Origin of the sequence: Paenibacillus sp. FSL R10-2782, from assembly GCF_038592985.1 — a bacterium.
Classification (GTDB): domain Bacteria; phylum Bacillota; class Bacilli; order Paenibacillales; family Paenibacillaceae; genus Paenibacillus; species Paenibacillus terrae_C.
On record NZ_CP151951.1, the window covers coordinates 2550668 to 2575774 of the forward strand.

The 25107-nt window shown below is 48.8% G+C and carries 13 protein-coding genes; 8 read left to right on the forward strand and 5 right to left on the reverse strand.

Going from position 1 to position 25107, the window contains the following annotated elements:
- The first annotated feature begins 156 nt into the window (after positions 1-156).
- The 3 genes from NST83_RS11620 (at position 157) to NST83_RS11630 (ending at position 16699) form a co-directional block, all read left to right on the forward strand.
- Positions 157-11334, forward strand: a complete 11178-nt coding sequence (locus tag NST83_RS11620; RefSeq protein ID WP_342417692.1) for an amino acid adenylation domain-containing protein — start codon at positions 157-159, stop codon at positions 11332-11334.
- Positions 11335-11594: 260 nt separating this feature from the next.
- Entirely contained in the window at positions 11595-13496 is a 1902-nt protein-coding gene (locus NST83_RS11625; RefSeq protein WP_342417693.1) for a serine hydrolase domain-containing protein, read from the forward strand.
- Between the two features lie 167 nt (positions 13497-13663).
- A complete protein-coding gene (locus NST83_RS11630) occupies positions 13664-16699 on the forward strand; it encodes a chitinase N-terminal domain-containing protein (RefSeq protein WP_342417694.1) in 3036 nt (1011 codons plus the stop codon).
- Between the two features lie 86 nt (positions 16700-16785).
- Here NST83_RS11630 and NST83_RS11635 read toward each other — a convergent pair whose 3' ends face one another.
- Positions 16786-16920: a hypothetical protein gene (locus tag NST83_RS11635; RefSeq protein ID WP_283655879.1), complete on the reverse strand. Its 135-nt coding sequence runs from the start codon at positions 16918-16920 to the stop codon at positions 16786-16788.
- Positions 16921-16949: 29 nt separating this feature from the next.
- Positions 16950-17303 (reverse strand): hypothetical protein, encoded by a 354-nt coding sequence (locus NST83_RS11640; RefSeq protein ID WP_137063002.1) that lies wholly within the window; start codon positions 17301-17303, stop codon positions 16950-16952.
- Positions 17304-17579: 276 nt separating this feature from the next.
- Between NST83_RS11640 and greA the strand changes: the two genes are divergently transcribed.
- Positions 17580-18059 carry a transcription elongation factor GreA gene (gene greA / locus NST83_RS11645; protein WP_137063003.1) on the forward strand — a complete coding sequence of 160 codons (480 nt, stop codon included), beginning with the start codon at positions 17580-17582 and terminating at the stop codon, positions 18057-18059.
- Between the two features lie 146 nt (positions 18060-18205).
- Here greA and NST83_RS11650 read toward each other — a convergent pair whose 3' ends face one another.
- Both NST83_RS11650 and NST83_RS11655 read right to left on the reverse strand, forming a co-directional pair.
- Complete coding sequence (locus NST83_RS11650) at positions 18206-18745, reverse strand: transcription repressor NadR (protein WP_342417695.1); 540 nt, start codon at positions 18743-18745, stop codon at positions 18206-18208.
- Entirely contained in the window at positions 18742-19896 is a 1155-nt protein-coding gene (locus NST83_RS11655) for an IscS subfamily cysteine desulfurase (protein WP_342417696.1), read from the reverse strand. Before NST83_RS11655 ends, NST83_RS11650 begins: the two co-directional genes overlap by 4 nt.
- A 168-nt stretch (positions 19897-20064) precedes the next feature.
- Between NST83_RS11655 and nadA the strand changes: the two genes are divergently transcribed.
- Positions 20065-21171 carry a quinolinate synthase NadA gene (gene nadA, locus NST83_RS11660; RefSeq protein WP_342417697.1) on the forward strand — a complete coding sequence of 369 codons (1107 nt, stop codon included), beginning with the start codon at positions 20065-20067 and terminating at the stop codon, positions 21169-21171.
- Positions 21172-21180: 9 nt separating this feature from the next.
- Here nadA and NST83_RS11665 read toward each other — a convergent pair whose 3' ends face one another.
- On the reverse strand, positions 21181-22539 hold the full coding sequence (locus tag NST83_RS11665) for a PQQ-binding-like beta-propeller repeat protein (RefSeq protein ID WP_342417698.1): 1359 nt from the start codon (positions 22537-22539) through the stop codon (positions 21181-21183).
- Between the two features lie 233 nt (positions 22540-22772).
- Between NST83_RS11665 and NST83_RS11670 the strand changes: the two genes are divergently transcribed.
- The 3 genes from NST83_RS11670 to NST83_RS11680 all read left to right on the forward strand — a co-directional run bounded on the left by NST83_RS11670 (position 22773) and on the right by NST83_RS11680 (position 24830).
- Entirely contained in the window at positions 22773-23102 is a 330-nt protein-coding gene (locus NST83_RS11670) for a hypothetical protein (RefSeq protein WP_342417699.1), read from the forward strand.
- Positions 23068-23901: a membrane protein insertase YidC gene (yidC, locus tag NST83_RS11675; RefSeq protein ID WP_342417700.1), complete on the forward strand. Its 834-nt coding sequence runs from the start codon at positions 23068-23070 to the stop codon at positions 23899-23901. Before NST83_RS11670 ends, yidC begins: the two co-directional genes overlap by 35 nt.
- 260 nt (positions 23902-24161) lie before the next feature.
- Positions 24162-24830 carry a phosphatase PAP2 family protein gene (locus NST83_RS11680; protein ID WP_342417701.1) on the forward strand — a complete coding sequence of 223 codons (669 nt, stop codon included), beginning with the start codon at positions 24162-24164 and terminating at the stop codon, positions 24828-24830.
- Positions 24831-25107 lie beyond the last annotated feature (277 nt).

Sequence of the window (25107 nt, forward strand, 5' to 3'; positions counted from 1 at the left end):
CTAAAATACAATGATTTCACTTTGCGTGTGCAGAGGGCGGCGGCTTGTCCGACTGCCCTTGCCTGCAAAGTATTATTTTTCCGACACAACGCTCATCTACGTAATAACGCACCATTCCAACCGGGGTACAGACCCCATGAAGCAGGAGGGATGTCATTGAAAGCCTTATTTGAGAAGGAAAAAAATTACTGGAGTCATAAGCTGGAATCTGAGGATCATATCATCTGCCTGCCATATACCAACAACGTGTCCAAGGATGCAACTGCAACGAATTTAAATTCCCTTACGTACACGCTCACATTTCCATCTGAAATTTCCGGGCGAATATTGTCTATAACAGGTGGCGCTCCATGGGCAGTGTTTATGGTTCTGCTTGCTGGAGTAGAAAGCCTGTTACATAAATACACAGGTGAGGAACGTGTGCTGTTGGGCATTCCGGTAGCCAAGTCTGGCAACGGTGCTACAAAGCCGATCAATCATCTGCTCATACTGAAAAACTCGCTGGATTCTACAACGACCTTCAAAGCCTTGCTGTCTCAAATCAAAACCTCTGTCAGCGAAGCGATTGAGCACCAAAATATACCTTTTTGGAACTATACCGAGGGGCTTGAAATTCCACGTAACGAGGATGAACAGCCTCTTATTCACACCACGGCATCCTTGCAAAACATCCATATTTCCGATTTTTCGAATCATGTACAATCTGAGCTGGATTTTCAATTTCAATGGGACAACGCAGCGGTTTCCCTGAATCTGAATTACAGTAGCCATCGCTATAATGAGGCGACAATTGAACGCTTTGTTGAGCAGCTGTTGCGGTTGTACAGCGTTGTTTTGCATCAGCCAGAGCTGGCAATTTCCACAGCACAGGTGTTGTCAGAGCAAGAAGTGGAGCAACTGGTTCATACCTTCAACGATACAACTGCGGATTATCCACGTCATGCGTCCATACATGAGTTGTTTGAGAAACAGGCGAAGCAGGCACCGGAGCAGGTGGCGGTAGTGTTCGGAAAAGACAGTCTGACCTATGGAGAATTGAATGAAAAAGCTAACCGTCTGGCTCATACATTACGTAAGCAGGGGATCTGCACCGAGCAGACTGTCGGTATTGTGGCTGAACGCTCGATGGAAATGATCGTCGGTATGCTCGCGATTCTCAAAGCAGGCGGGGCCTATGTGCCGATTGACTCTGATTATCCGGATGAACGCGTGCGCTATTTGCTGGAGGATTCTGGTGCAAACCTACTTCTAGTGCAGCGGATGGAGCATCGGCCCGCTGATTTTCAGGGGATTGTGCTTGACCTGAGCGATTCAGCAATCTATGGAACGAATGATGCTGATCGTTTCGATCTGGTTTTGCCGAACGATAACGAGACATATGCTGACAGAGCTGGCATCGGATATGTAGATTGCTTAAACCCGCTCTATTCCATTTCCGCTAGTCCTGAGCTTGCTTCTACTACAAGCACACAACCAGAAATCCTGCAACCAGAAGTTACGCAATCAGAACAAGCGAAGGCAGCAGCTGCTGATCGCTTGGCATACGTTATGTACACCTCAGGGACAACAGGCCAGCCGAAAGGCGTTATGGTGGAGCACCGTAATGTCGTGCGTCTGGTGAAAAATACAAACTATGCGCAATTGGATGCGGATACGCGCATTTTGCAGACCGGGGCTGTTGTCTTCGATGCGTCCACCTTCGAAATTTGGGGTGCGCTATTGAATGGTGGACAGCTGGTACTGGTGAGTCAGGATGTCATTTTGGACGCGCCGAAGCTTAAGGAAGCTGTTCGCAGCCACGGCATTACGACGATGTGGCTGACTGCGCCGCTCTTTAACCAGCTGTCCCAGCAGGACCTGGAGCTGTTCGGGGGAATCCGTGAGCTGTTGGTTGGCGGTGATGTGCTGTCCGTCCCGCATATTAACCGGGTGCTGGAGGCCCATCCGTCTCTTCGGATCATCAATGGCTACGGCCCGACGGAAAACACAACCTTTTCCACAACACATGCGATTACTGGCGTGCAAGCAGAATCGGTACCGATTGGCAGCCCGATCCATAACTCAACGGCGTATGTCGTGGATCGTTCGATGCAGCTCCAGCCTGTCGGAGCATGGGGAGAGCTGATCGTCGGCGGTGACGGGGTGGCACGTGGATACCGCAACCGCCCGGACCTGACGGCAGAAAAGTTCATCGACAGCCCGTTCCGCAGTGGAGAACGGTGCTATCGCACAGGCGACCTGGTGCGCTGGAATGCGGACGGGACGCTGGAATACAAGGGACGGATCGACGCCCAGGTGAAAATCCGTGGGTATCGGATCGAGCTGGGCGAGGTGGAAGCACAGCTGTTGAAGCTGGAGGCGGTGCGAGAAGCGGTCGTAATTGCACGAGAGGATGAGCAGGGGCAAAAGCAGCTCTGCGCTTATGTGGTGACCCATGAGGAGGTAACGGCAAGTGAGTTGCGCAGCGCTTTGAGCCAGGAACTGCCGGGCTACATGGTGCCATCGTATTTTGTACAGCTGGAGCAATTGCCACTGACGCCCAACGGTAAGGTGGATCGGCGGGCGCTGCCGCAACCGGAGGGAAGTATAAGCTCAGGCGCAGAATATGTACCTCCTCAAAATCAATTACAAGTACAACTGGCGAGTATCTGGAAAGATGTGCTGGAGCTTGAGCGCATCGGGATTAAGGATAACTTTTTTGAAGCAGGAGGGCACTCCTTGCGGGCGACACATGTCATATCGCTGATTCATAAGGAGCTGCATAAAAATGTGCAGCTAAAGGACCTGTTTCAGCACCCGACGATTGAACAGCTTGCACACGTTATTGAAGCGCTGGAGCAAACCGCCTTTGAATCCATACCTGTTACCGAGAATAAGCCATTTTATGCGGTATCCTCGGCACAAAAACGAATGTATATCCTCAATCAGCTTGATGGAGCGGGAATTAGCTATAACATCCCTGGTGCTCTGACACTGACAGGTTCACTTGATCATAAGGCACTGGACAATGCGTTCCGCCAGCTTATTGACCGCCATGAAACATTGCGTACCAGCTTTGAGACCATGAACGGTGAACCTGTCCAGCGAGTACATGACGAGGTTCCTTTTCACATGGAGTTGATTCATGCCCACGGCGCTGACCCTAAGGAGACGGATGAACTGGTACGCGGCTTTGTCCAGCCGTTTGATCTTGGACAGGCTCCGCTATTCCGAGCCGGTTTGATTGAAACAGAACCAGAGCATTATATTTTACTGCTGGATATGCATCACATCATTTCGGACGGTACCTCTATAAATGTGCTGATTCAGGACTTCGTCCGTTTATATACAGGTGACACGCTGCCACCGCTGCGCATTCAGTATAAGGACTACGCCGCCTGGCAACAGGAGCAGCAGCAACATGAACGCTACCAGGAGCAGGAACGCTACTGGCTAAATACCTTCGCGGGAGAGCTACCCGTGCTGGATATACCGACCGATTATCCACGCCCGGCGGTGAGAAGCTTTGAAGGAGATGTACTGGAATTTACGCTCGATCAACGGCAGAGCGAAGGTTTAAAAAGCATTGCGGTACAGACGGAATCGACATTATATATGGTGCTGTTGGCTGCTTATACGTCTTTGCTTAGCCACTACAGCGGGCAGGAGGATATTATTGTCGGTTCGCCGATTGCGGGGCGGCCCCATGCGGATCTTGGTAGCCTGATCGGGATGTTTGTGAATACACTGGCAATCCGCAATGTTCCGGAAGGTAGTAAGACCTTCCGCGATTATGTATTGGAGGTCAAGGAAAACGCGCTGAGGGCATTTGAACATCAGGATTATCCGTTTGAAGAGCTGGTGGACAAGCTGGGCGTGGATCGAGATTTAAGCCGTAATCCGTTATTTGATACCATGTTTGCTCTGCAAAATTTGGAGCAAAAGGAGCAGCAACTGGAAGACTTGCAATTGACACCCTATCCGAGTGAACAAAATACCGCAAAATTTGATTTGAGTCTGTTCGCGATGGAGGATGGGGAGCAAATTGCCTGCGGTCTTCAATACGGAACCCGGCTGTACAAACGGGAAACCATCGAACGACTGGCTGCACATTTGCAGCAGCTTATCCATACGGTGATAGAACAGCCGGATATCGCTCTTTCGGCTATTGAAATGGTTTCGTCCCAAGAAAAAGAGCAGATTCTAATGCAATTCAACGATACAGTAGCAGACTATCCGTATCCACGTGATCAAGTCCTGCATGGGCTGTTCGAGGAACAGGCAGCACAATCACCGGATCGGCTGGCCGTCACCTTCGCGGACACACAGCTCACCTACCGCGAACTGAAGGAGCGCTCCGACCGTCTGGCACGTATACTCGCTTCCCATGGGATACGGCGCGGCTCCGAGCCAGAGATACAGCGAGTAGGGATTATGGCGGAGCGTTCCATTGAAATGATCGTCGGCATGCTGGCCATTTTAAAAGCTGGGGGAGCTTACGTTCCCATTGATCCCGAATATCCTGAGGAGCGTATCCGTTATTTACTGGAGGATTCCAGTGCTAGGCTGTTACTGTCACAGCGACGTGAGCAGGTTCCTTTTGAACCAGGTATTCCGATCATAGACTTGAGTGATGAACAACGATGGAGTAGCGAATCTGAACTTTATGCTCATGTGGATGAATCATTTGCGATTCCAATGGAGGGATCTTCCTCGGATCTTGCGTATGTGATCTACACCTCTGGTACAACAGGCAAGCCGAAGGGCGTGATGATCGATCACAGCAATGTCGTGCGTTTGGTGAAAAACAAAAGCTATGCCTCGCTTGACGAGCATACGCGTATGCTGCAAATGGGTGCAGTTGTGTTCGATGCCTCCACGTTTGAAATCTGGGGAACGCTGCTGAATGGGGGTCAACTGTATGTGGTAAGCCATGACACTATCTTGGACGCCGCCAAGCTCAAACAGGTGATTGATAAGTATCGTATTAGTACCATGTTCATGACCACAGCTTTATTCAATCAGCATTCACAGGAAGCTATTGGAGTGTTTGCTTCCCTTAAAGAATTGCTTGTGGGTGGTGATGTGTTGTCCATACCACACGTCAATCGTGTGCTGAAGGAGCACCCGCAGCTTCGTTTGGCCAATATTTATGGGCCGACGGAGAACACTACCTTTTCCACCATCTATGACATTACAGAACCGCAAACCCAAGCTATTCCCATTGGGCGTCCGATTGATCATTCAACCACATATGTGGTCAATCGTTCATTGAAGCTGCAGCCAATCGGAGCCTGGGGGGAGCTGATCGTCGGTGGTGATGGTGTGGGACGTGGATATTTGAATCGGCCGGAGCTCACGGCTGAAAAGTTTATAGAAAGTCCGTTCCGGCCCGGGGAGCACTGCTATCGTACAGGCGATTTAGTACGTTGGCGCGCAGATGGCGTGTTGGAGTACAAGGGAAGAATGGATGAGCAGGTCAAAATTCGCGGCTACCGCATTGAGCTGGGTGAAATAGAAACCCGTTTGTCCACGATTGCAGGGGTGAAGGAATCAATTGTTACCGTACGGCAGGACGATAACGGGCAAAAACAGCTGTGTGCGTATTTTGTAACAGACAGCGAATTGAGCGCCAGCGACTTACGTAACATTTTGTCGCAGGATCTTCCTGGCTATATGGTGCCTTCCTACTTTGTGCAGCTTTCCAGATTGCCTTTGACGCTGAATGGTAAAGTAGACCGCAGGGCCCTGCCTGCACCGGAGCAAAACGTCGATACAGGCATGGATTATGTGGCACCCGAGACGGATGTTCAGCAAGCACTAGCTACCGCCTGGGGGGCAATTCTTGGGATTCAGCGAGTGGGCATACAGGATAACTTTTTCCATCTGGGTGGCGACTCCATCAAGGCCATTCAAGTGTCGTCCCGATTGTTTCAGGCTGGATACAAGCTGGAAATGAAGGACTTGTTCAAATACCCGACGATTGCGGGACTAAGCAAATTTATTCAGCCTGTTAACCGAATAGCAGAGCAGGGAGAGGTTACAGGTTCTGTTTTGCTTACACCGATTCAGCGCTGGTTTTTTGAACAGTCAACGGCAGAGCCGCACTATTTTAACCAATCTGTCATGCTTTATCGACAAGAAGGCTACGATGAACAGGCACTTCGGCAGGCACTCAACCAGATTACATCGCACCATGATGCATTGCGTATGGTTTTTCGTTCGTCGGAGAACGGGTATACGGCATGGAATCGTGGTATAGAGGAAGGCGAACCATACCATCTGGAAATCTTTGATTATAGGGACAGCAAAGTAAACGAGGGCGATTTGGCGAAGATGGTTGAAGCCAATTGCAATGAAATTCAATCCAGCATTTCCCTAAGCGAAGGGCCGCTCATGAGGCTGGGGCTGTTCCGTTGCCCGGATGGAGATCATCTGCTGGTCGCGATTCACCATTTGGTGGTGGACGGGGTATCCTGGCGCATTTTATTCGAGGATTTGGCAACTGCTTATGATCAGGCCTCCAAGGGGGAATCGGTGATTCAGTTGCCTCATAAAACGGATTCGTTCCAAACGTGGGCCCAGCAGCTGTACGCTTATGCCAATAGCCCAGCCATGGAACGTGAGCGCTCGTACTGGGAGGATCTTGCACAAGCCGAGCTGGCTCCCTTGCCGCAGGATTACGGGCATCATGAGCACAAAAATTCGTTGATTGGTGACAGTGAGTCGGTTACCGCTGTATGGACTAGTGCGGAGACAGAGCAACTGCTCAAGCAGGCCAATCGTGCCTACCACACGGAGGTTAACGATCTGTTGCTGACAGCGGTAGGGATGGCATTGCAAGCGTGGAGCGGAAATGAGCGTTTCCTGATAAATCTGGAGGGGCATGGACGCGAAGCTATTTTACCTGAGGTAGACATTACCCGAACCATTGGGTGGTTTACAAGCCAATATCCTGTTTTGCTTAATATGCCGCAAGAAATTACTCTTTCGCAACGGATTAAGCATGTGAAGGAAGGACTGCGCGGCATCCCGCAAAAAGGGATTGGCTACGGTGTACTGAAATATGTAGCTGATCACCAGGAGCAGGTAACATCTCCAGCCTTATTTGAGGCAGATCCAGAAATAAGCTTTAACTATTTGGGACAATTCGATCAGGATATGAAAGGAAATGATCTGGAGTCATCCCCTTACAGTGGGGGCATGCCACTAAGCCCGACCATGGCTCGGACGTATACGCTGGATTTTGGCGGCATTATTTCGGGAGGTCAGCTGGGTCTGACGATTAGCTATAGCCGTACCAGCTATCGACCAGAGACGATAGAGCGGTTGGCGAAATTACTGGAATCGAGCCTGCGTGAAATTTTGACGCATTGCATTCATAAAGAACAGCCGGAGCTGACCCCAAGTGATATTTCCTATAAAGGAATGAGTGTGGAGGGCTTGGGCAGCCTGTTATCTGAAATGGGTGCTGCGGGTGAGGTTGACAATGTATATGCACTGACCCCGATGCAAAAAGGGATGCTGTTTCACAGCCAACTGGATAGTCAAGCAGCCGCGAATGACGCGTATTTTGAGCAGGTTTCTTATGATATGCGAGGTCGGATGGACATTCGGGCTTTTGCAGAAAGCCTGAATATTCTGGTTCGGCGACATGAGGCGCTGCGTACACATTTTTATTTTGGCCGGGATACGGAGCCGTTGCAGGTGGTGTATCGAAGTCGGGATTGCGGCTTTCAATATGAGGATTTACACAAGCTGGATGTGGGTACAAGAGATACCTGGGTGAAAAACTTCGAGTTGGAGGATAGAGCACGGGGCTTTGATCTGCGTCGGGATGTCCTGCTGCGTGTAGCGATTTTACGTACCGGAGAAGACAGCTATCATTTTGTATGGAGCTTCCATCATATCGTCATGGACGGCTGGTGTCTGTCCCTTATAAATAAAGAAGTGTTTGAAAGCTATGCAGCACTTCAGGAGGGCAGAGTGCCAGAGCTGGCACCGGCAGTGCCGTACAGCAGCTTTATTGAATGGCTGGAAGCACAGGATGGCAAGGCGGCAGCCGACTACTGGAGCAGCTATTTATCCGGGTATGAGCAGCAAACAGCACTACCAGCTATAAAATCCGGTCGCAAGAGTGAAGGCTACACGGCCAGCGATTGGGCGACGGATTGGGAGCGTGAGCTGACCCTCCGGGTGGAGGAAACGGCTAAGCGGTATCAGGTGACCATGAATACGTTATTACAAACCGTATGGGGGATTGTGCTGCAAAAATATAACAACCACAGTGATGTTGTATTTGGCAGTGTTGTCTCAGGTCGTCCATCGGATATTATCGGGGTCGAGGATATTATCGGTTTGTTCATTAATACCATTCCCGTTCGTATCCGCTGCGAGGCAGGGGAATCTTTTGCAGAAGTGATGCAGAAAATGCAGGAGCAGGCGCTGGCTTCGCATGCGTATGATACGTATCCACTGTTTGAAATTCAGGCATTGACCGACCAGAAGCAGGATTTAATTAACCATATTATGGTGTTTGAAAATTATCCGGTGGAGGAGCAGGTCGAGGAACTGGGAAGTGACGGGCAGGATGCATTCCCGATTTCCAACGTGGTGGCTGCAGAGCAGACCAACTACGATCTGAACCTTGTCGTTATGCCGGGAGAATGCATAAAGATTCGTTTTATGTATAACGCGTTAAGCTTTGATCAAACAGACATTGAGCGTCTGCATGGACATTTTGTGAATCTGCTGGAGCAAGTTTTGCTGAACCCGAGTGTTTGCGTAGAAGAGCTGGAACTGGTTACAGCGGCGGAAAAACAACAGATTACAGGAGAGTTTAATGACACTGCCTCTGCATATCCACGGAATCAGACGATCCAAAAATTGTTTGAGGAGCAGGCTGAGCGCACGCCGGATCATATTGCCGTAGCTTTGGGTCATCAATCATTGACCTATCGGGAGCTCAATGAAACAGCCAACCGATTAGCGCATACGCTGCGGGATGCAGGGGTGAAGCCCGACGAACCTGTTGGCATTTTGACGGAGCGCTCGCTGGATATGATTACTGGAACACTCGCTATTTTGAAGGCTGGAGGCGCGTATGTGCCGGTAGACCCTCAATATCCAGAGGACCGTATCCGTTATATGCTGGAGGACTCGGGAGCCAAGCTGCTGCTGGCACAGCAGGATTTACTGGATCGTTGCTATTTTGACGGACAGATTGTCAATCTGAATGATGATACGTCCTACAGTACGGATCATTCCAATCTGGGGATGGATGGAGCAGGCCATCATGCCGCTTATGTCATTTATACCTCAGGCTCCACAGGCAAGCCTAAAGGCGTCGTTGTTGAGCATCAAAGTGTCGTGCGCTTGGTCCGCAATACGGATTATGTACCATTTGATGAATCGATCCGCATGCTGCAGACTTGCGCGTTTGTATTCGATGTGTCTACGTTTGAAATTTGGGGCGCGCTGCTGAACGGCGGTCAGCTTGTACTCGTGCATAAGGATGATCTTCTGGACGCGTCCAAGCTCAAGGAGACGATACGGGATCATCGCATCACTATGATGTGGCTGACTACACCGTTATTTAATCAGCTTTCGCAGCAGGACAGTAAGCTTTTTGGCGAAGTGAAGTATTTACTGGTTGGTGGTGATGTTTTGTCTGCGCCCCATATTAACCGGGTCCTGCGTGATAATCCGGACATGAATATCATTAACGGCTATGGGCCAACGGAAAATACAACCTTTTCGACGACGTATCACATTACGGAAGAACAGCTGGATTCTGTGCCGATCGGACGTCCCATCCGCAATTCGACGGCGTATGTTGTGGATAAGTCATTTAACCTGCAGCCGGTCGGAGCCTGGGGTGAGCTGGTTGTCGGCGGAGACGGAGTTGCACGCGGTTATCTGAACCGTCCTGAGCTGACGGCTGAGAGATTTCTTGCTAACCCGTGGATGGACGGAGATCGCCTATACTGTACCGGAGACCTTGTTCGCTGGCGTGAAGACGGCATGCTGGAATACGCCGGACGGATTGATCAACAGGTTAAAATTCGCGGTTACCGGATTGAGCTTGGCGAGGTGGAGGCGCGGCTGGCAAATGTACCGTCCGTGCGGGATAGCGTTGTCATCGCTTTACGGGATGGAACAGGCCAGCAGCAATTATGTGCTTACTTCACTGCCGATGAACAGCTGACCATCCGTGAGATTCGAGCTGTGATGTCGGCCAGTCTGCCGAACTATATGATTCCATCCGCATTCGTACAGCTGGATCGGTTACCGCTGACGACAAACGGCAAAATCGACCGCAAAGCTTTACCTGTGCCGGACAAAGCGCTGCACACGGGCATAGAATATGTCGCACCGCGAACCGATGTGGAGCAGTTGCTGGCAGCCATTTGGCAGGAAGTGCTCGAAATCCCGCAAGTGGGTATCCACGATGACTTTTTCACGTTGGGGGGACATTCCTTGAAAGTGCTGGAGCTTGTACGCAAAGTCCACCTTGCCACAGACATCGAGCTTCCAATCCGCAGTGTTCTGGAGTTCCCGACCATCGAAGAGCAGGCGCTCGCATTATTGAAATCGGATTTGCAATCTAAGGCAGATAGTCCAATCATTCGATTGAATGAACACGGTCCTGTCTCCATCTTCTGCTTTCCGCCCATGCTTGGATACGGGCTGTCGTTCGCGGAGCTTGCGAAACAACTGGATCAGGATGCAGTCGTGTATGGATTGGAGTTCGTAGATGATGCTTCGGATGAACAGGAAATGCTGGCACGGTATGTTGATTTGATCGTCAGCACGCAAGCGCAAGGTCCGTATGTGCTGCTTGGTTATTCCATCGGCGGTAATCTGGCGCATAAGGTAGCTGACACACTGGAGCGTCAAGGTCATGCTGTATCCGACATTTTGATGCTCGATTCGGTCAAAAGGAAGGAAGCCCTGCCCTTCACAGTCGAAGAAACAGAGCACGAAATTCATGCCATGCTGGAACAGGTTCCCGAATCCTACCGTGAGCTGTTGAATGAAACGTACCAGCGTAAAATGATCGCTTACGCGGTGTATGGCAACCAGCTTGTGAATACAGAGAGCGTTCAGGCGAATATTCACGGCTTTGTCGCCGTTGGATCGGAAACGGTCAAGGGTACAGGAGACAATCGACTTTTGTGGAAGGACGCTACACAAGGAAGCTATGAAGAGCATAGCTTGATTGGCAATCATTATGAACTGCTTGAACCCGGATTTATCGAGGAAAATGTAAAAAGTATCCGAGCCGCAATACAAAACATAACCCGGAACATGGACAAAGACATAGCACAAGATTTGGCTCATCATAATTCTTGAAAATCTACGGTCGATGATTTGACTGGAGTTCACTAATTTTTAATCTGTAACCCATGAATCCTGATCGAACATGTAAGAAGCCTGCTGCTTACGTGATTCGCTCAGGATTCGCTCTATCATCTGCACTCCCTCTATGGGAAGTACGATGATTCCATAGCGCCATGCTGATGGCTCCGAACCGGAGTGAAAATATCTGCTCCGCTATGCAATCACCGCACTGTATCAATGAACGTACTTCATACGTAAGGATGGTACTTCATATGAAGAATAGGGGCATATGTTGCCTATCCGTATTCATAGTATCGTTATTTCTCTGGAACCTGCTCATTGCTCCAGCATCGGCAACAGGTAGCTTAACGCCGAATCTATTGGAAAAAGCAGTGGATCACATCATGATCACAGAATTGGATAAATGGCATATTCCGGGGGCTGCCGTCGTCGTGACCCAGGGAGATCAAATACTTTTTAGCAAAGGGTATGGATATGCAGACCTGGAGCGAACAATAGCCTTCGACCCAGCGAAGACCATTGTTCGTGTCGGATCTCTAACCAAATCTTTTAGTGCAAGCGCCGCTATGCAGCTGGTTGAGCGAAACAAGCTCGATTTGAATGAAGACATAAACAGCTATCTCTATAGCTATAAAGCTTCGCAATACTCCAATCAGCCTTTTAATCTGCATCAGCTTTTGACACACACCTCGGGATTGGACGAAGCGCTGTACGGCATTAACAGCTCGACCAAGGCAGGCACTTTGCCTACAGAGCAGTATCTCAGCACTTATTTTCAAAATCAGCCGCCCATTCGTGAGCCTGGAATTCAGTTTGATTACAGTAATGTCGCCTACGGTCTGGTCGGTAATATTGTGGAGCAAGTAAGCGGTCAGGGACTGAATGATTACCTTCGCACACATCTGTTCCAGCCGATGAATATGCCGAGCGCGACACTGGATTTGCCGCTGAATAATCCGGCACTGGCTCAATCGTATCGTTGGAAACATGGAGCGTATTTGAAACAGCCTTTTTCGTATATTAATCTGCCGGGGGCAGGAGCGTTGAGCATCACACCCAACGAATTTTCACATTATCTGATTACTCATTTAAACGAAGGCAAGTATGAGGGAAAAGCGGTACTCCAGCCCCAAACGGTAAAAGCCATGCATACACAGCAATTTGCAGCAGATCCACGTCTGGATGGTGTGGGCTACGGATTTTTCCGTGGCCAACTGGAGACGGGAGTACCCATGCTGTGGGCTACCGGGGAAATTGATGATTTTATTTCCGAAATGGTACTGATTCCGTCCCAAAAGATTGGTATTTTTGTGACCATTAATACGGCTGACACGGACACCCTGCTTCATGGAGAAGTCATAAATGCGATAGCCCAAATGCTGCCCGCAGAGCCGCAGGCCGATTCTCAGTCACTGGCTCCTTCTGCTACCCAAGTGAAGCTTCCGCCAGAGATCGAGGGCGTATATCAGGTGAATGTGAACCCCGTTCATGGGTGGGGGAAATGGATTCGGATGCTGGGAAGCATTAAATACACCGTTCAGATTCAAGATGATCATACGTTAATTGTTAACGGTGTGTACCCGAATGAAAATGAAGCAACGAACAAAGTTTTTCAAGCAGCAGGCGATGGGCTGTTTGTGGAAAAGGGGGGCCAGCTTAAAATTTTGCTATATCCGCAAAACGGTACATGGATGATGGTCGCCCCGGATAGTAAGACCATGAAGCAGACGACACTTTGGCACCGTACCTGGACGCTGCTTGTCAACTACGCTGCTGCCTCCTTGTTTTTTATCACGACCCTGCTGATTTGGGTCGTAAGGTATGCAATAAGATCTATCCGCAAAAATAAAGTTCACATTTCTTCCAACCTTGCATTCATCGCGTTACTGAATACGATTTTTCTCGGCGTACAGTTTATTTATGGAAATAGTCAGATTGTATATGGTTATCCAGCCTGGTATGTGTGGGGGATTTGTACGCTCCCACTGATTTCAGCGCTCATTGCTGTATGGGTATTGATCGTGAATGGTGCAAAGCTGATTACGGGGGAAAGGAGAGGTAGAGCCACAGGCAAAATCCTGTTTGCGGTGCTCACATTGCTGCATACTGTATATCTTTTTTATTGGAATTTTCTCCCTGTTCATTATTCGTAAACATTTTAAGCGTTTTGCATCAATCCCAAGAGCCATTTTTTAATCAGCCATATAGAGATGGAGACTAATTTACAAAACATTACATGTCCGAACATAAATGAATGCTACAATTTATACTTGGTTCCCCATCAACGGGGGCGAAAACTAACATATAGGAGGAATAGGAATTGGGAATCATTCGACTTTTTACATCCCGCAGCTTTAAATACGCAACTGCAATGGTGTTCACTTTGTCGTTGTACGCTGGTGCTGTGAGCAGCCTAAACCCTGCATCGGCGGAAGGTCCGGCTGATCCGGCCCCTTTTATCGCCGCCAAGGTGGTCAATGAGAATGCTGGCAAAAAAGTATTGTTCGATAATACACACGGACAGACAGCTGGCGCTGCAGACTGGGTCATTGACGGAGGTTTTTCAGACTTTGGGCAGGCCCTTGCGAATCGTGGCTATGATGTACATGAGCTTCGCAAATCTACGCCGATTACTTACAATGATCTGAAGGATTATGATGTATTTGTGACAGCAGAGCCGAATATTCCTTTCAAACAAAGCGAACAGGCTGCGATGGAGCAGTATGTCAAAGCAGGCAACAGCATTTTCTTCATTGGAGATCACTATAATGCGGACCGCAACAAGAACCGTTGGGACGGATCGGAGAGTATTAACGGCTACCGTCGTGGAGCATGGGAAGATCCAGCCAAGGGAATGAGTGCGGAAGAAAGAAGCTCGGCAGCGATGCAGGGCGTAGTCAGCTCGGATTGGCTGGGTAGCCAGTTTGGCGTGCGTTTTCGCTACAATGCATTAGGCGATATTACCGCTAATCAAGTTGTAGAGCCTGCGCAGGCGTTCGGCATTACAGCTGGGGTGAGCAATGTCGCCATGCATGCAGGATCAACACTGGCGATTATCGACCCGGCGAAAGCCAAGGGGATCGTATATCTCCCTAAAACCAATCAGGCTTGGGGCAACGCGGTAGATCAGGGCGTCTATAACGGAGGCGGCATACCGGAAGGACCCTATGCAGCCGTATCCAAAGTAGGACTCGGCAAAGCGGCCTTCCTGGGAGATTCATCTCCTGTTGAAGATGCGACGCCAAAATATCTGCGCGAAGAGACAGGAACCAAGAAGACGACGTATGACGGCTTTAAGGAGCAAGATGATGCCGTGTTGCTGGTTAATATCGTCGATTGGTTATCCAAGAAGGAGAACTACACCAGTCTGACGGATGTGAAAAGCTTGCAGCTTGATCAGCCGACAGCACTGCTGCCTTTTGAGGAGCCGCAGGCTTCGACGGAGCCACAAGCCGAGCCTTGGTCCGCTCCCGCAGCAGGCTACAAGTGGTGGGATCAGCAGACCTACAAGCCCGGAGCCTATGGCAGCTCTACGGCCAGTACGCAGCCTGTTTACAGCATCGTTCGTCAGGATCAGCTGCCGAATGCAGAGCCTTTTCAAATTCGAATTACTGCGGACCAACTGGCTCCGAATACCACGGTTAGCGGATTCAGCACAGGTATTTATGTAGCGGGCGGCAATCAGGTAGCCCAGATTCAAAACCAGGATGGCACCTGGCCGACCTCGTACGGCTATAGCGGAGCATTCAGCCTAGAGTCCGACAGCAAGGGACATGCCTACAAAGACCTCACCGTACGGATCAAACCGGGAACCAGCGGTTCAGCCAGTCTTAGACTGAGACAAAACGGCAGCAACCTGTTGACCCAATCGGTCGTGCTGGCAGATGTTCCGGCCCAGCCGTTGCCAGAGGAAGGGAATACCGTCCCGGCTCGTATCAGTGTTGCAGAAGCACGGAGCCTCCCGGCTGGCAAAGTGGTTACACTGGCAGGTACGGTGACGACCGAGCCGGGTGCATATGGCGGGCAAGCCTTTTATATGCAGGATGAAAGCGGCGGTATTTATGTATATCAAAACCAAAGCGGTTTTCACCAAGGTGATCAGGTGAAAATTACGGCATCCTTGGCGCTGTATAACAGCGAGCTGGAGCTGACCGATCCGGTTGCTATTGAAAAAACAGGTGAAGGACAGCTTCCAGAAGCTGTACAGATCACCGAGCTAAGCGATGCTAACCAAGGGCAGTTGGTCGAGCTTCCACATGCCATTATTCGTAATGTAGTAGACGCGACTCCCGTCGGTTCGTTTGAATTTGATGCGGTGTCCGGTGAGATAAGCCACCATGTGCGTGTGGATGCACGTACAGGCGTAACACGGACCTCTTTTCCATATCAAGAAGGACAGCAAGTGAAGATTAAGGGGATTTCAGCGATTTTCAAAGGGAATTACCAGTTAAAGCCTCGTGGTCTCGATGATTTTACTGCTCAGGCAGGGGCGACATTGCAAGAGGTGAAGCTTTCACTGGATCAAACAGCTCTCAATGTTGGAGATACAGCAGTAACACATCTCAGTGGTACGCTCACGGATGGCAGCCAAGCCGATTTAAGTTATGCGTCCGTTCAGTATGCCAGCAGTCAGGAGTCTGTTACCCTCGATACGTATGGACAAATTAAGGCAGAAAAAGAGGGGAGCGCCGAAATTACGGCCAGCGTAACCCTTGAAGGTAAAACCATCGTATCCAATCCAGTAACCGTTACAGTCCGGAAAGCCGTTGCAGGGGAAGTGCCGGGCAAACCTGTACTGTCCCATGATAACGGGCAGAATACCGGATTGAAGGACGGCGATTATAATATCACCATGAATCTATGGTGGGGTACGAACGGTGACGAACTCAAGCTGTATGAAAACGGCGAGTTGATCGGGACTCAACCGTTGAAATCCGCCTCCCCCAGGGCACAGAACGCAGTCATCCCGGTAAAGGGCAAGGCAAATGGCACTTATACGTACACCGCTGAGCTGATCAACGCTTCCGGTAAAACGGTGAGTGACCCGTTAACCGTCGAAGTGACCGATGCTTCGCCCGGCATTCCGGTACTGTCTCACAACAACTGGGATGGTGACGGAAATTACACCGTTGCTATGAACATGTGGTGGGGCACGAATGCGACCCAATACCATTTATATGAAAATGGTGAGCTGATCGACACGCAAGAGCTGCCTAACCAAACGCCGCAGGCCCAAAGTGCAGTCACAGATATCCAAGGCCGCAAATCGGGCACTTATGAGTATCGGGCCGAGCTCGTCAATGAATCAGGAGAAACTTCTAGCAAAACGATAATCGTTCAAGTGAAGGACCGTTAAATTGTAAGAGCATCTATTGACTTCTCAAGTGTCGATAGATGCTCTTTCGTATTATTAGGTCAGCCAGAAACTTTGGGTTGACCCATTTAAGATTGGGTTGGTTGAGCCGAGAGATTCTCTATATTGGTAGAGCCAAAGAAGAATAAAACAATCAGAATTGTAATAATAACAAACTCTGCAAAATGCTCTCCATCAAACTCACTTGGCGCAAGCTCACTCACCACAAATAACCCCTTTCGTAATCGGCATATTACTTTTGCATTTTCTTTTGAAAGGCTTGCATCACTTGATCCAGCGTCATATTCCCGTTATCATTTAAAAATTTCACCATATTATCGACATTGGAAGGGTCTGCTGCTAATGTTTTGTATTTTCCCGTTAATCCCACAAGCAGCGTTGCTTGTCTGTATAAAGTAACGGAATCGACATGTAGCTTTCCTGTTAATAACAGGGCTGCTACGATGACCTCCACATTTTTTCCATGCAGTGCGGAGAAGATAGCCGAGTTACTGTTTAACCCATTTTTCTTTTGTCCGTTGGGGTTAGGGGATGATTTGGATTTTTGATTGCGATTTTGGTTTCCATTTTTTCCTAAGGAAGTCATTGAATCTTCCTCCCGCCATATGTTGTCCTTGCCATTGCGGGACAAGGACAACGGAACTGCACGTACTCATTCAAAATGCCGTTATATTCATATGATATGCGAACCAGAAAGCGTTGGTTACTGTAAGAATAACCCTGTCTGGGTGAACCCGACTCCTATCACCCTGTAATTTCTTTTCGCATGTTGGCTCAATATAGAGTAAACTACAATAAAGAAAGCTAAATGCGTTGGTAATCGAATGATGCAAAATGCTGAAATAGGAGTTGTAGATAAAATATGTCGAATGAAGAAGTTTTGTTGACTAAAGAGGGATTGACCAAGCTGGAGGATGAGCTTAAGGAACTGAAGACCGTAAAACGCAAGGAACTCGCCGAACGGCTTAAGCTGGCGATCAGCTACGGCGATTTGAAAGAAAATAGTGAGTATCACTCAGCCAAGGATGACCAAGCGTTTATGGAAACCCGGATTCTCATATTGGAGAAGATGCTGACCAAAGCTCGGGTCGTAGATGAGAGCAGTTTGGATCTTAGAACCGTTAGTATCGGATCGACAGTCATTCTGAATGACATCGAATTTTCAGAGAAGATGGAGTACAAAATTGTAAGTCCTGCTGAGGCGGACGTGCTGGATAATAAAATCTCCTACGAAAGCCCTCTAGGCAAGGAGCTTTTGGGTAAAGAAGTGGGCAGTATCGTTCATGTGAATGCACCCATGGCTGTCATCAAATACGAACTGCTCGAAATTAAGCTGACGTAATCCGTTCCCGATTCCCTTTTATGAGGGGGCCGGGATTTTTACTTTTTAACGAGCACATTTTTAAGCCAATAGCCGTCCCACCGGAGCGCAGGGTGCGCTCCATATGTGAGACAGGGGGTACATAGTATCTGCTATAACACTGCAAGCTAGTCCGTCATTAGAAAACCAGCGTTCTCCAATGCGGCACAGGCTTCATTAATTTTAGCTTCATCAGGGGCATGCAAGGTATGAAGGTGAATACCTCCGGTCAGCTGGGACAGATAAGTCGCTTGGGTGGAGCTGATTTTGCGGATAAAATCGTCCACTTCCTTGCGGGTTCCGACCCGAATCGGAGCAGTCAGATCACCGTATACGGGATGCTCCACAATAACATCCTGTACACTTACGCCATAGTCGACGATCAGCTTTAGTTCTTCTTCTGTCTGTTCAGGTCGGTGCTTGCACACGATAATACGTGAGGCCGGGGGAGCGACCTGACCCGCAGGCTCCATATAAATATATCCTTGGCTCGTTGCAAGAATAGGCTCCTGGCCAGCTTTTAACAGGGAAATATCCTGTACGATTACTTGTCTGGAGACGGAAGCCCTGCGTGCCAGCTCGCTCCCGGTCAGCGGGGACTCGCTCTTAAGCCACTGCAGTAGCTGTTCGCGGCGTTCCGTGCCCATCCGTTTTAAAGGTTCAGTCAACGGGATAAGCTCCTTTCTTGTCTGCTTGTCAGGTCTGTTAAAATATCCACCAACACATCCAGATCCCCGGCGGTTGTTGTTCTTCCGAAGGAAATACGGATAAATTGCAATGCCTCCCGACCGGATGCTCCAAGCGCCTGTAAAGCAGGTGAAGGCTCGTGATGTCCGGCAGAACAGGCGCTTCCGGTGGATATACAGACACCGCTACGGTTACATTCCAGCATAACATATTGTCCCTCATAACCGTGAAAAAAACATCCCAGTATATGACTGAGTCTCTCAATCTTATTGTTTTCCTGTGCGGCCAAACGCACTGGAATTGATCTTTCCTGAATTTTGGTGAAAAAAAACTGTCTCAGTGCGGTGTATCGTTCCTGATGTAGCTCCATTTGTTCGGTCATCATTTCCGCTGCCGCAACAAACGCTGCAATGCCGGGAACGTTGACTGTTCCGGGGCGAAAGCCGTTTTCATGCAGTGTATCAGGGTACACAGGGCGCCACGGCGTTCCCGGCTTGAGATATACCGCCCCCACACCCTTGGGACCATACACTTTATGGCTTGATATAGAGATAGCGTCCACCCCCAAGGCTACTACATCAATGGGAATGTTCCCAAAGGTCTGGACTGCGTCGCTGTGCAGCACAATCCCTCGTTTCCGTAGCAGGGGAGACAAGGTGGCAAGATCCTGAATAAGCCCGGTTTCCGAGTTGGCGTGCTGTACGGATACAAGCCCGGTGTCTTCTCTGAGATAAGGTAAGAGAATATCACGGGTGATTCGACCTTCCTTGTCCGGCTGTACAATGGTCAGCTCATAGCCCTGCCGCTCCAGCAAAGCAGCCAGATTGTACATCGAATGGTGCTCCAGGGCGCTCATGATCCAGTGCTTTTTATGCTGTGGCAGTCCGTTCAGGATGGACTGTACAGCCAGCATGTTAGACTCCGTTCCCCCTGTTGTAAAATAAACTCCTTTCTTTTGACCTCCAATCATGTCTGCGATCCGTTGTCTGCTAAAATCCAGTGCATAAGCCGCTTGACCGCCTGCATCATGGAGGCTGCTGGCATTTCCGAACATTTCCTTATTTAATGTGTTATACATATTCAAAGCTTCGTCACACATCGGTGTAGAAGCGGCGTAGTCCAGATAAATCATGGCGAATCTCCCCCTGCGAAAAATAATTCCATCCAAAAAGCCTTGAGATTATTGTAGGCATGTGTAAATATAAGTGTCAAGACACTTGTAAATATATATGTACACACAGCGCTTGTCTATTACTGGGAAGGCGGGCAGATAAGCCACAGAGATAATGGAGGGATTCAAATGTCTATGCTTGACGTTTTACAAGGAAATCGTGGACTCATGCCAGAGTACTACAAGACACTGACGGTTGCTGATATGGAGCAGCGTGTCGCCCAGCTAAAGCAAAAATGGGGACAAAAGCTGCTAATTCCGGGCCATCACTATCAGAAGGATGAGGTTATTCAGTTTGCAGATATGACAGGGGATTCCCTTCAGCTTGCCCAAATGGCGGCACAAAATCAGGAAGCAGAATTTATTGTGTTTTGTGGAGTGCATTTTATGGCAGAAACAGCGGATATGCTGACTACGGATCGGCAAACGGTCGTGCTGCCGGATATGCGCGCAGGCTGCTCGATGGCAGATATGGCGAATATGGAGCAGACAGAGCGGGCCTGGAAGCATTTGCAGGAGATGGTAGGCGACACAATCATCCCACTGACCTATGTGAATTCCACGGCAGAAATTAAAGCTTTTGTCGGGAGACATGGCGGGGCTACGGTAACCTCTTCGAATGCCAAGCAAGTGCTGGACTGGGCGCTGAAGCAGAAGGAACGCATTTTGTTTTTGCCGGATCAGCACCTGGGCCGCAACACAGCTTATGATCTTGGAATTCCGCTGAATGAAATGGCGGTGTGGAATCCAATGGCCGATCAACTGGAGACGGACCGTGACCCGGCAGCCGTAAAAATTATTTTATGGAAAGGGCATTGCTCTGTTCATGAAAAATTTACAGTCGAGAATATCCGTCATATCCGTGAGCGTGACGAAAACATCCGGGTCATTGTTCATCCCGAATGCTCTTATGAGGTTGTTCAGCTTGCAGATTGCGCGGGCTCCACGAAATTCATCATCGACACGATCCATGCGGCAGAGCCGGGGACAAAATGGGCCGTTGGTACGGAAATGAATCTCGTGCAGCGTATCCGGCAGCAGTACCCTGAACAGCAAATTGAATCGCTCAATCCCGATATGTGTCCCTGCCTGACGATGAACCGGATTGATCTTCCCCATCTGCTGTGGGCGATGGAGCAGATTGACCGTGGAGAGCCTGTGGGTGTGATTCGTGTTAACGATCAGGTTAGGCAGGATGCTGTGCTGGCCCTGAACCGCATGCTTGCTATCCGTTAAGGTTTGAAATTATTTTAAAGATGCAGGGAGCTTGACAGCATGCAGACGGTTGCCGCTTTGAATAAATATCATCCCGCCGGATTTGAGCGTTGGACCGAAGGAGCGTGATCCAATGTTGACGGTAAACACGGGTTTCAAGGTCATCAGGTCATAACCATGAAACACGCCATCTGATTGTCCAACATAGACCCCTTTGCCGAATACGTCAGCCTGAATGGTTGGATTATCTCCGTAATCATAATGGATGAATTGCCCGGAGGCCAACTTCATGGCAATCAATCCACCAGTGCTAAAATCCTGGTAGAACATGCGGCCTTCATGAATGGACCATAAAGGAACAAGCTGCTCATAGCCATTTTGCGACCACTTGCGAGCAGGTTTGCTGTCTGGCTTGTAGTTCCAGAAGTCATAGGAAGCCAGTGCCTTTCCCTGAAAAACATAAAGGTCTTTGCCGTCCAGAAAAGCAGAGCCATGAATGCCTCCGGATCGGAAGATACCGTCTTTATTCTCAGGGTCGGTCCAGCGGTATTGGCGCTCCCCTTTGGATTCTCCTGTCTTGAGATTATACTGTGCTATCGTAATCTTTCTGTTTACCGGGTCGTCATCCATCATAAACGTGTTGACAACAGAGTAGACGACCCCGTTTTTAATGGTTAGTGGAAAGGAAGTTCTGAAGCTTTCCCAAAGCTTTTTGCCAGTTTTAGCGTCATAGGCATTAATCTGTTCAAAGGTCAGGCTGCCCTGTACGTTATAGTTGCGGATAAGGACACCATCAGTTTCCATTAACTGGTTCAGACCGTGGTACGAGTCCTTATCCTCACTGATTTTCCATTTGAGCTTGCCGCTAGCAGCATCAACGGCAGCCGTTTGCTCCGACTGTGTAATGTATACTGTAGAGTCGATTCTATAAATATGATCTGCCTTGGTAAATCCTAATGAAGTGGTCCATGCTTTCTTGCCTGATTCTCTAACGGCATAGATGGAACCGCTCTGTGTCATTCCGTAGATGGTGTCGTTGCTATGAATCAAAACAGGGGTAAGCTGATTGCCATATTGCCACAATTTCCGTCCCGAAGTACCTTCCAGGGCAACCAGTCTGTGGTTAGAATCCACTGCGAACACCTTACCGTTTTCCGCAACCGCACCTGCCTGATCTGGAACCTGATTTCTATCGATTGGGATAACGGGAAAAGACCAGGACGGCTTGATCACAGGCGCTTGGATTGGAGAACTATAAGCCCCGTTGCTCATAGAAACCGTCGCTTGCTCTGCATTTGCTTTTAAGGCAAACCCACCGCCAGTCAAAGGCAGCCCGATGCTGACTATCGCCAATCCTGTTAGCAATGAGCTATGTATCGTTTTCTTCATTCATGCTTGCTCCTTTAATAGTTAAATTGGGTGTAAGGCTTGGGTAAGCCATCCTTTGATTAGACTGTAAAAAGAACCAAAAGTTTCATAATCCATTTCATTTTCATTTTCAGTTCTTTTTTGAGTAAGAGGGATGCTTAAATTTAGTAGTACGACAACCTGTTGTATCACTTTCTAATGTAATAGTCGCTTGCCTGGTTTCGTGCTATAATCGTAGCAACGAATCGAAGGAGGTGAATCCCTTGTTTGAGCTTCAGGACCTGCTCCCCTACTTATTTACGATCGGCTTGCTGTGTACGGTAACCTACGCATATCTCGCTCATTTGCACGGCAATGTGCCTGAATGCTGGATAGAAGGCGGGGCCGTGCGGTCGCATGCTTCTCCGCTGATGCCGTTAACTGCCCGCGGGCAGGACATGCCTGTCCGGCTGGCACGTCATATCCGGCGGAAGGAAGCGCCGGATGAAGACGCGTCAGATTGTTCCCCCTTGTTGAACGATGGCACAGCCAATCAACGAGGAGGAACATATGAAACGATTCAAGGGATTCACCTTTTGGGGTAAAAAAGAACGGATATTCGGAATTATGGTAGCGCTGGCGGTGGTTATGCTGCTTTCCGGCTGCGGCGCGAATGCTGCGGAGATTAATGCACAGACACCCGGATTTTTTAATCATTATGTGGTGTTCCCGCTATCCTGGCTCATTCAGCAATTAGCGCAATGGTTTGGCGGAAGCTTTGGACTGGCGATCATGTCATTGACGTTAATCGTCCGTCTGGCGTTACTGCCGCTTATGATGCGCCAAACTCGTGCTCAACAGGGGATGAAGCGCAAAATGAGCGCTATGCAGCCCGACTTAGACCGAATTAAGAAGAAGTACGAAAATAAGAAGGATGCTGTCAGCCAGCAGAGTATGCAGCAGGAAATGATGTCACTTTACAAAGAGCATCAATTTAATCCGCTGAATATCGGCTGTCTGCCTGTTCTCATTCAGCTACCCATATTGAGCGGTATGTACACAGCCATCCGCTTAACCCCGGAACTGGCGTCTCATTCGTTCCTATGGTTCCGGCTCGGACAGCCGGACTGGATTTTAGCGATCATCGTCGCAGTCGTTTATTTGGCACAGGCCAAGCTATCCCAGCTTCAAATGACGGCTGACCAGCGCAAGCAGTTTGCGATCATGGGATATCTTTCGCCCATTATGATGGCTGTTTTTTCTTTTAATGCGCCTGCTGCCATGCCGTTATACTGGACGGTAAGTGGTACCTTTTTACTGTTGCAGTCGCTATGGTTCCGTAGACGCTATCCAACGGAGGAAGCAGAGGATAAGGTTAAGCTTGGAGAAGCTACGGCAACCTAAAAAAGATGATGTTAGTTTAAATATGGGAATTGTGTTTATCGTTTGTAGTATGTAATAACAGGATGCCCTTCGAGCCGTTATAAGGTTTGAGAGGCATCTTTTTTTTATGCTTATTGTGGACATTTAGCTTGCGTTAATTTAGTGATTATGAAATCCTTATTGGATAAGTTAATTCTTAGAAGTTGGGAGAGGCTATATGAAAAAATCAACCTGTGGGTAAAGTAAACACACGAATGAATATCACGGAGGACAAACAAGACATGAAACAAACACCAACAAAGCTTCCCATCTCCTTAGCCCTGCTTACATGTGTAGTATGTGCGCTCGGTTTCGGTTTAATCGCATTATGGGTTAGCGACCATCAAGTACGGTATTTTGACCAGAAAATCATTACGGATATTCAACAGTTGGAGTCGCCTGCCATGACCCGTCTAATGAAATCTTTCACTATGATCGGAAGCGGAATTCCGGTTGTGATTATTATTTTAATCGCTATGTTTGTGCTGCACAGAGTATTGGGACACCGCAGAGAACTGCTATTTTTGGCGATTGCTGTGCTGGGCTCGGCGCTGTTGAATACGGTTTTGAAATGGATATTTCAGCGTGCCAGACCCGAAATTAACCGTATTATTGAAGCGAATGGGTACAGCTTTCCGAGCGGACATTCCATGACCGCTTTTAGTATGTATGCGGCGTTGACGTTTTTAGTGTGGAAACATGTTCCTTTCAGGTCAGGCCGTATCCTTCTTATTGTGCTCAGCAGCCTGCTGATTATAGCGATCGGGACAAGCCGCATTTATTTGGGTGTACATTATCCGAGTGACGTTGTGGGTGGCTATTTTATGAGTGGCTGTTGGATGGCTGCCTGTATTTGGTTTTATCAGCGTTATGAAGAACGAATAAATGTAGCCTCGTCACGGCGGCGTTAAGTTTGTACATTTAATCCTTGGTATGCTGTCAGAACTAATGAGAACAGCCAGGATAACCCCAAGCACTCGCAAAGCCAACCTAAGCCAGTTCATTGATCCAGTGAGGTAAGTATAGTCTACATTAATTAACATGAATAAATTACTCCTTAACATCAAAAAATGAATTACAAAATTACTTTATAGAGCGTCCCAACGAATAAAAGCTAAAAATCAAATAAAAAAATGCATGTCTTCTCCATTACTCCATTTGTTTTTCTATAGGAAATTAGGTGGTTTT

Excerpts from the sequence above, each read along its gene's own strand:
- greA (WP_137063003.1), top strand. The coding sequence starts at position 17,580 with ATGTCGAATGAAGAAGTTTTGTTGACTAAAGAGGGATTGACCAAGCTG.
- nadA (WP_342417697.1), top strand. The coding sequence starts at position 20,065 with ATGTCTATGCTTGACGTTTTACAAGGAAATCGTGGACTCATGCCAGAG.
- NST83_RS11665 (WP_342417698.1), bottom strand. The coding sequence starts at position 22,539 with ATGAAGAAAACGATACATAGCTCATTGCTAACAGGATTGGCGATAGTC.
- NST83_RS11655 (WP_342417696.1), bottom strand. The coding sequence starts at position 19,896 with ATGATTTATCTGGACTACGCCGCTTCTACACCGATGTGTGACGAAGCT.
- NST83_RS11640 (WP_137063002.1), bottom strand. The coding sequence starts at position 17,303 with ATGACTTCCTTAGGAAAAAATGGAAACCAAAATCGCAATCAAAAATCC.
- NST83_RS11625 (WP_342417693.1), top strand. The coding sequence starts at position 11,595 with ATGAAGAATAGGGGCATATGTTGCCTATCCGTATTCATAGTATCGTTA.
- NST83_RS11680 (WP_342417701.1), top strand. The coding sequence starts at position 24,162 with ATGAAACAAACACCAACAAAGCTTCCCATCTCCTTAGCCCTGCTTACA.
- yidC (WP_342417700.1), top strand. The coding sequence starts at position 23,068 with ATGAAACGATTCAAGGGATTCACCTTTTGGGGTAAAAAAGAACGGATA.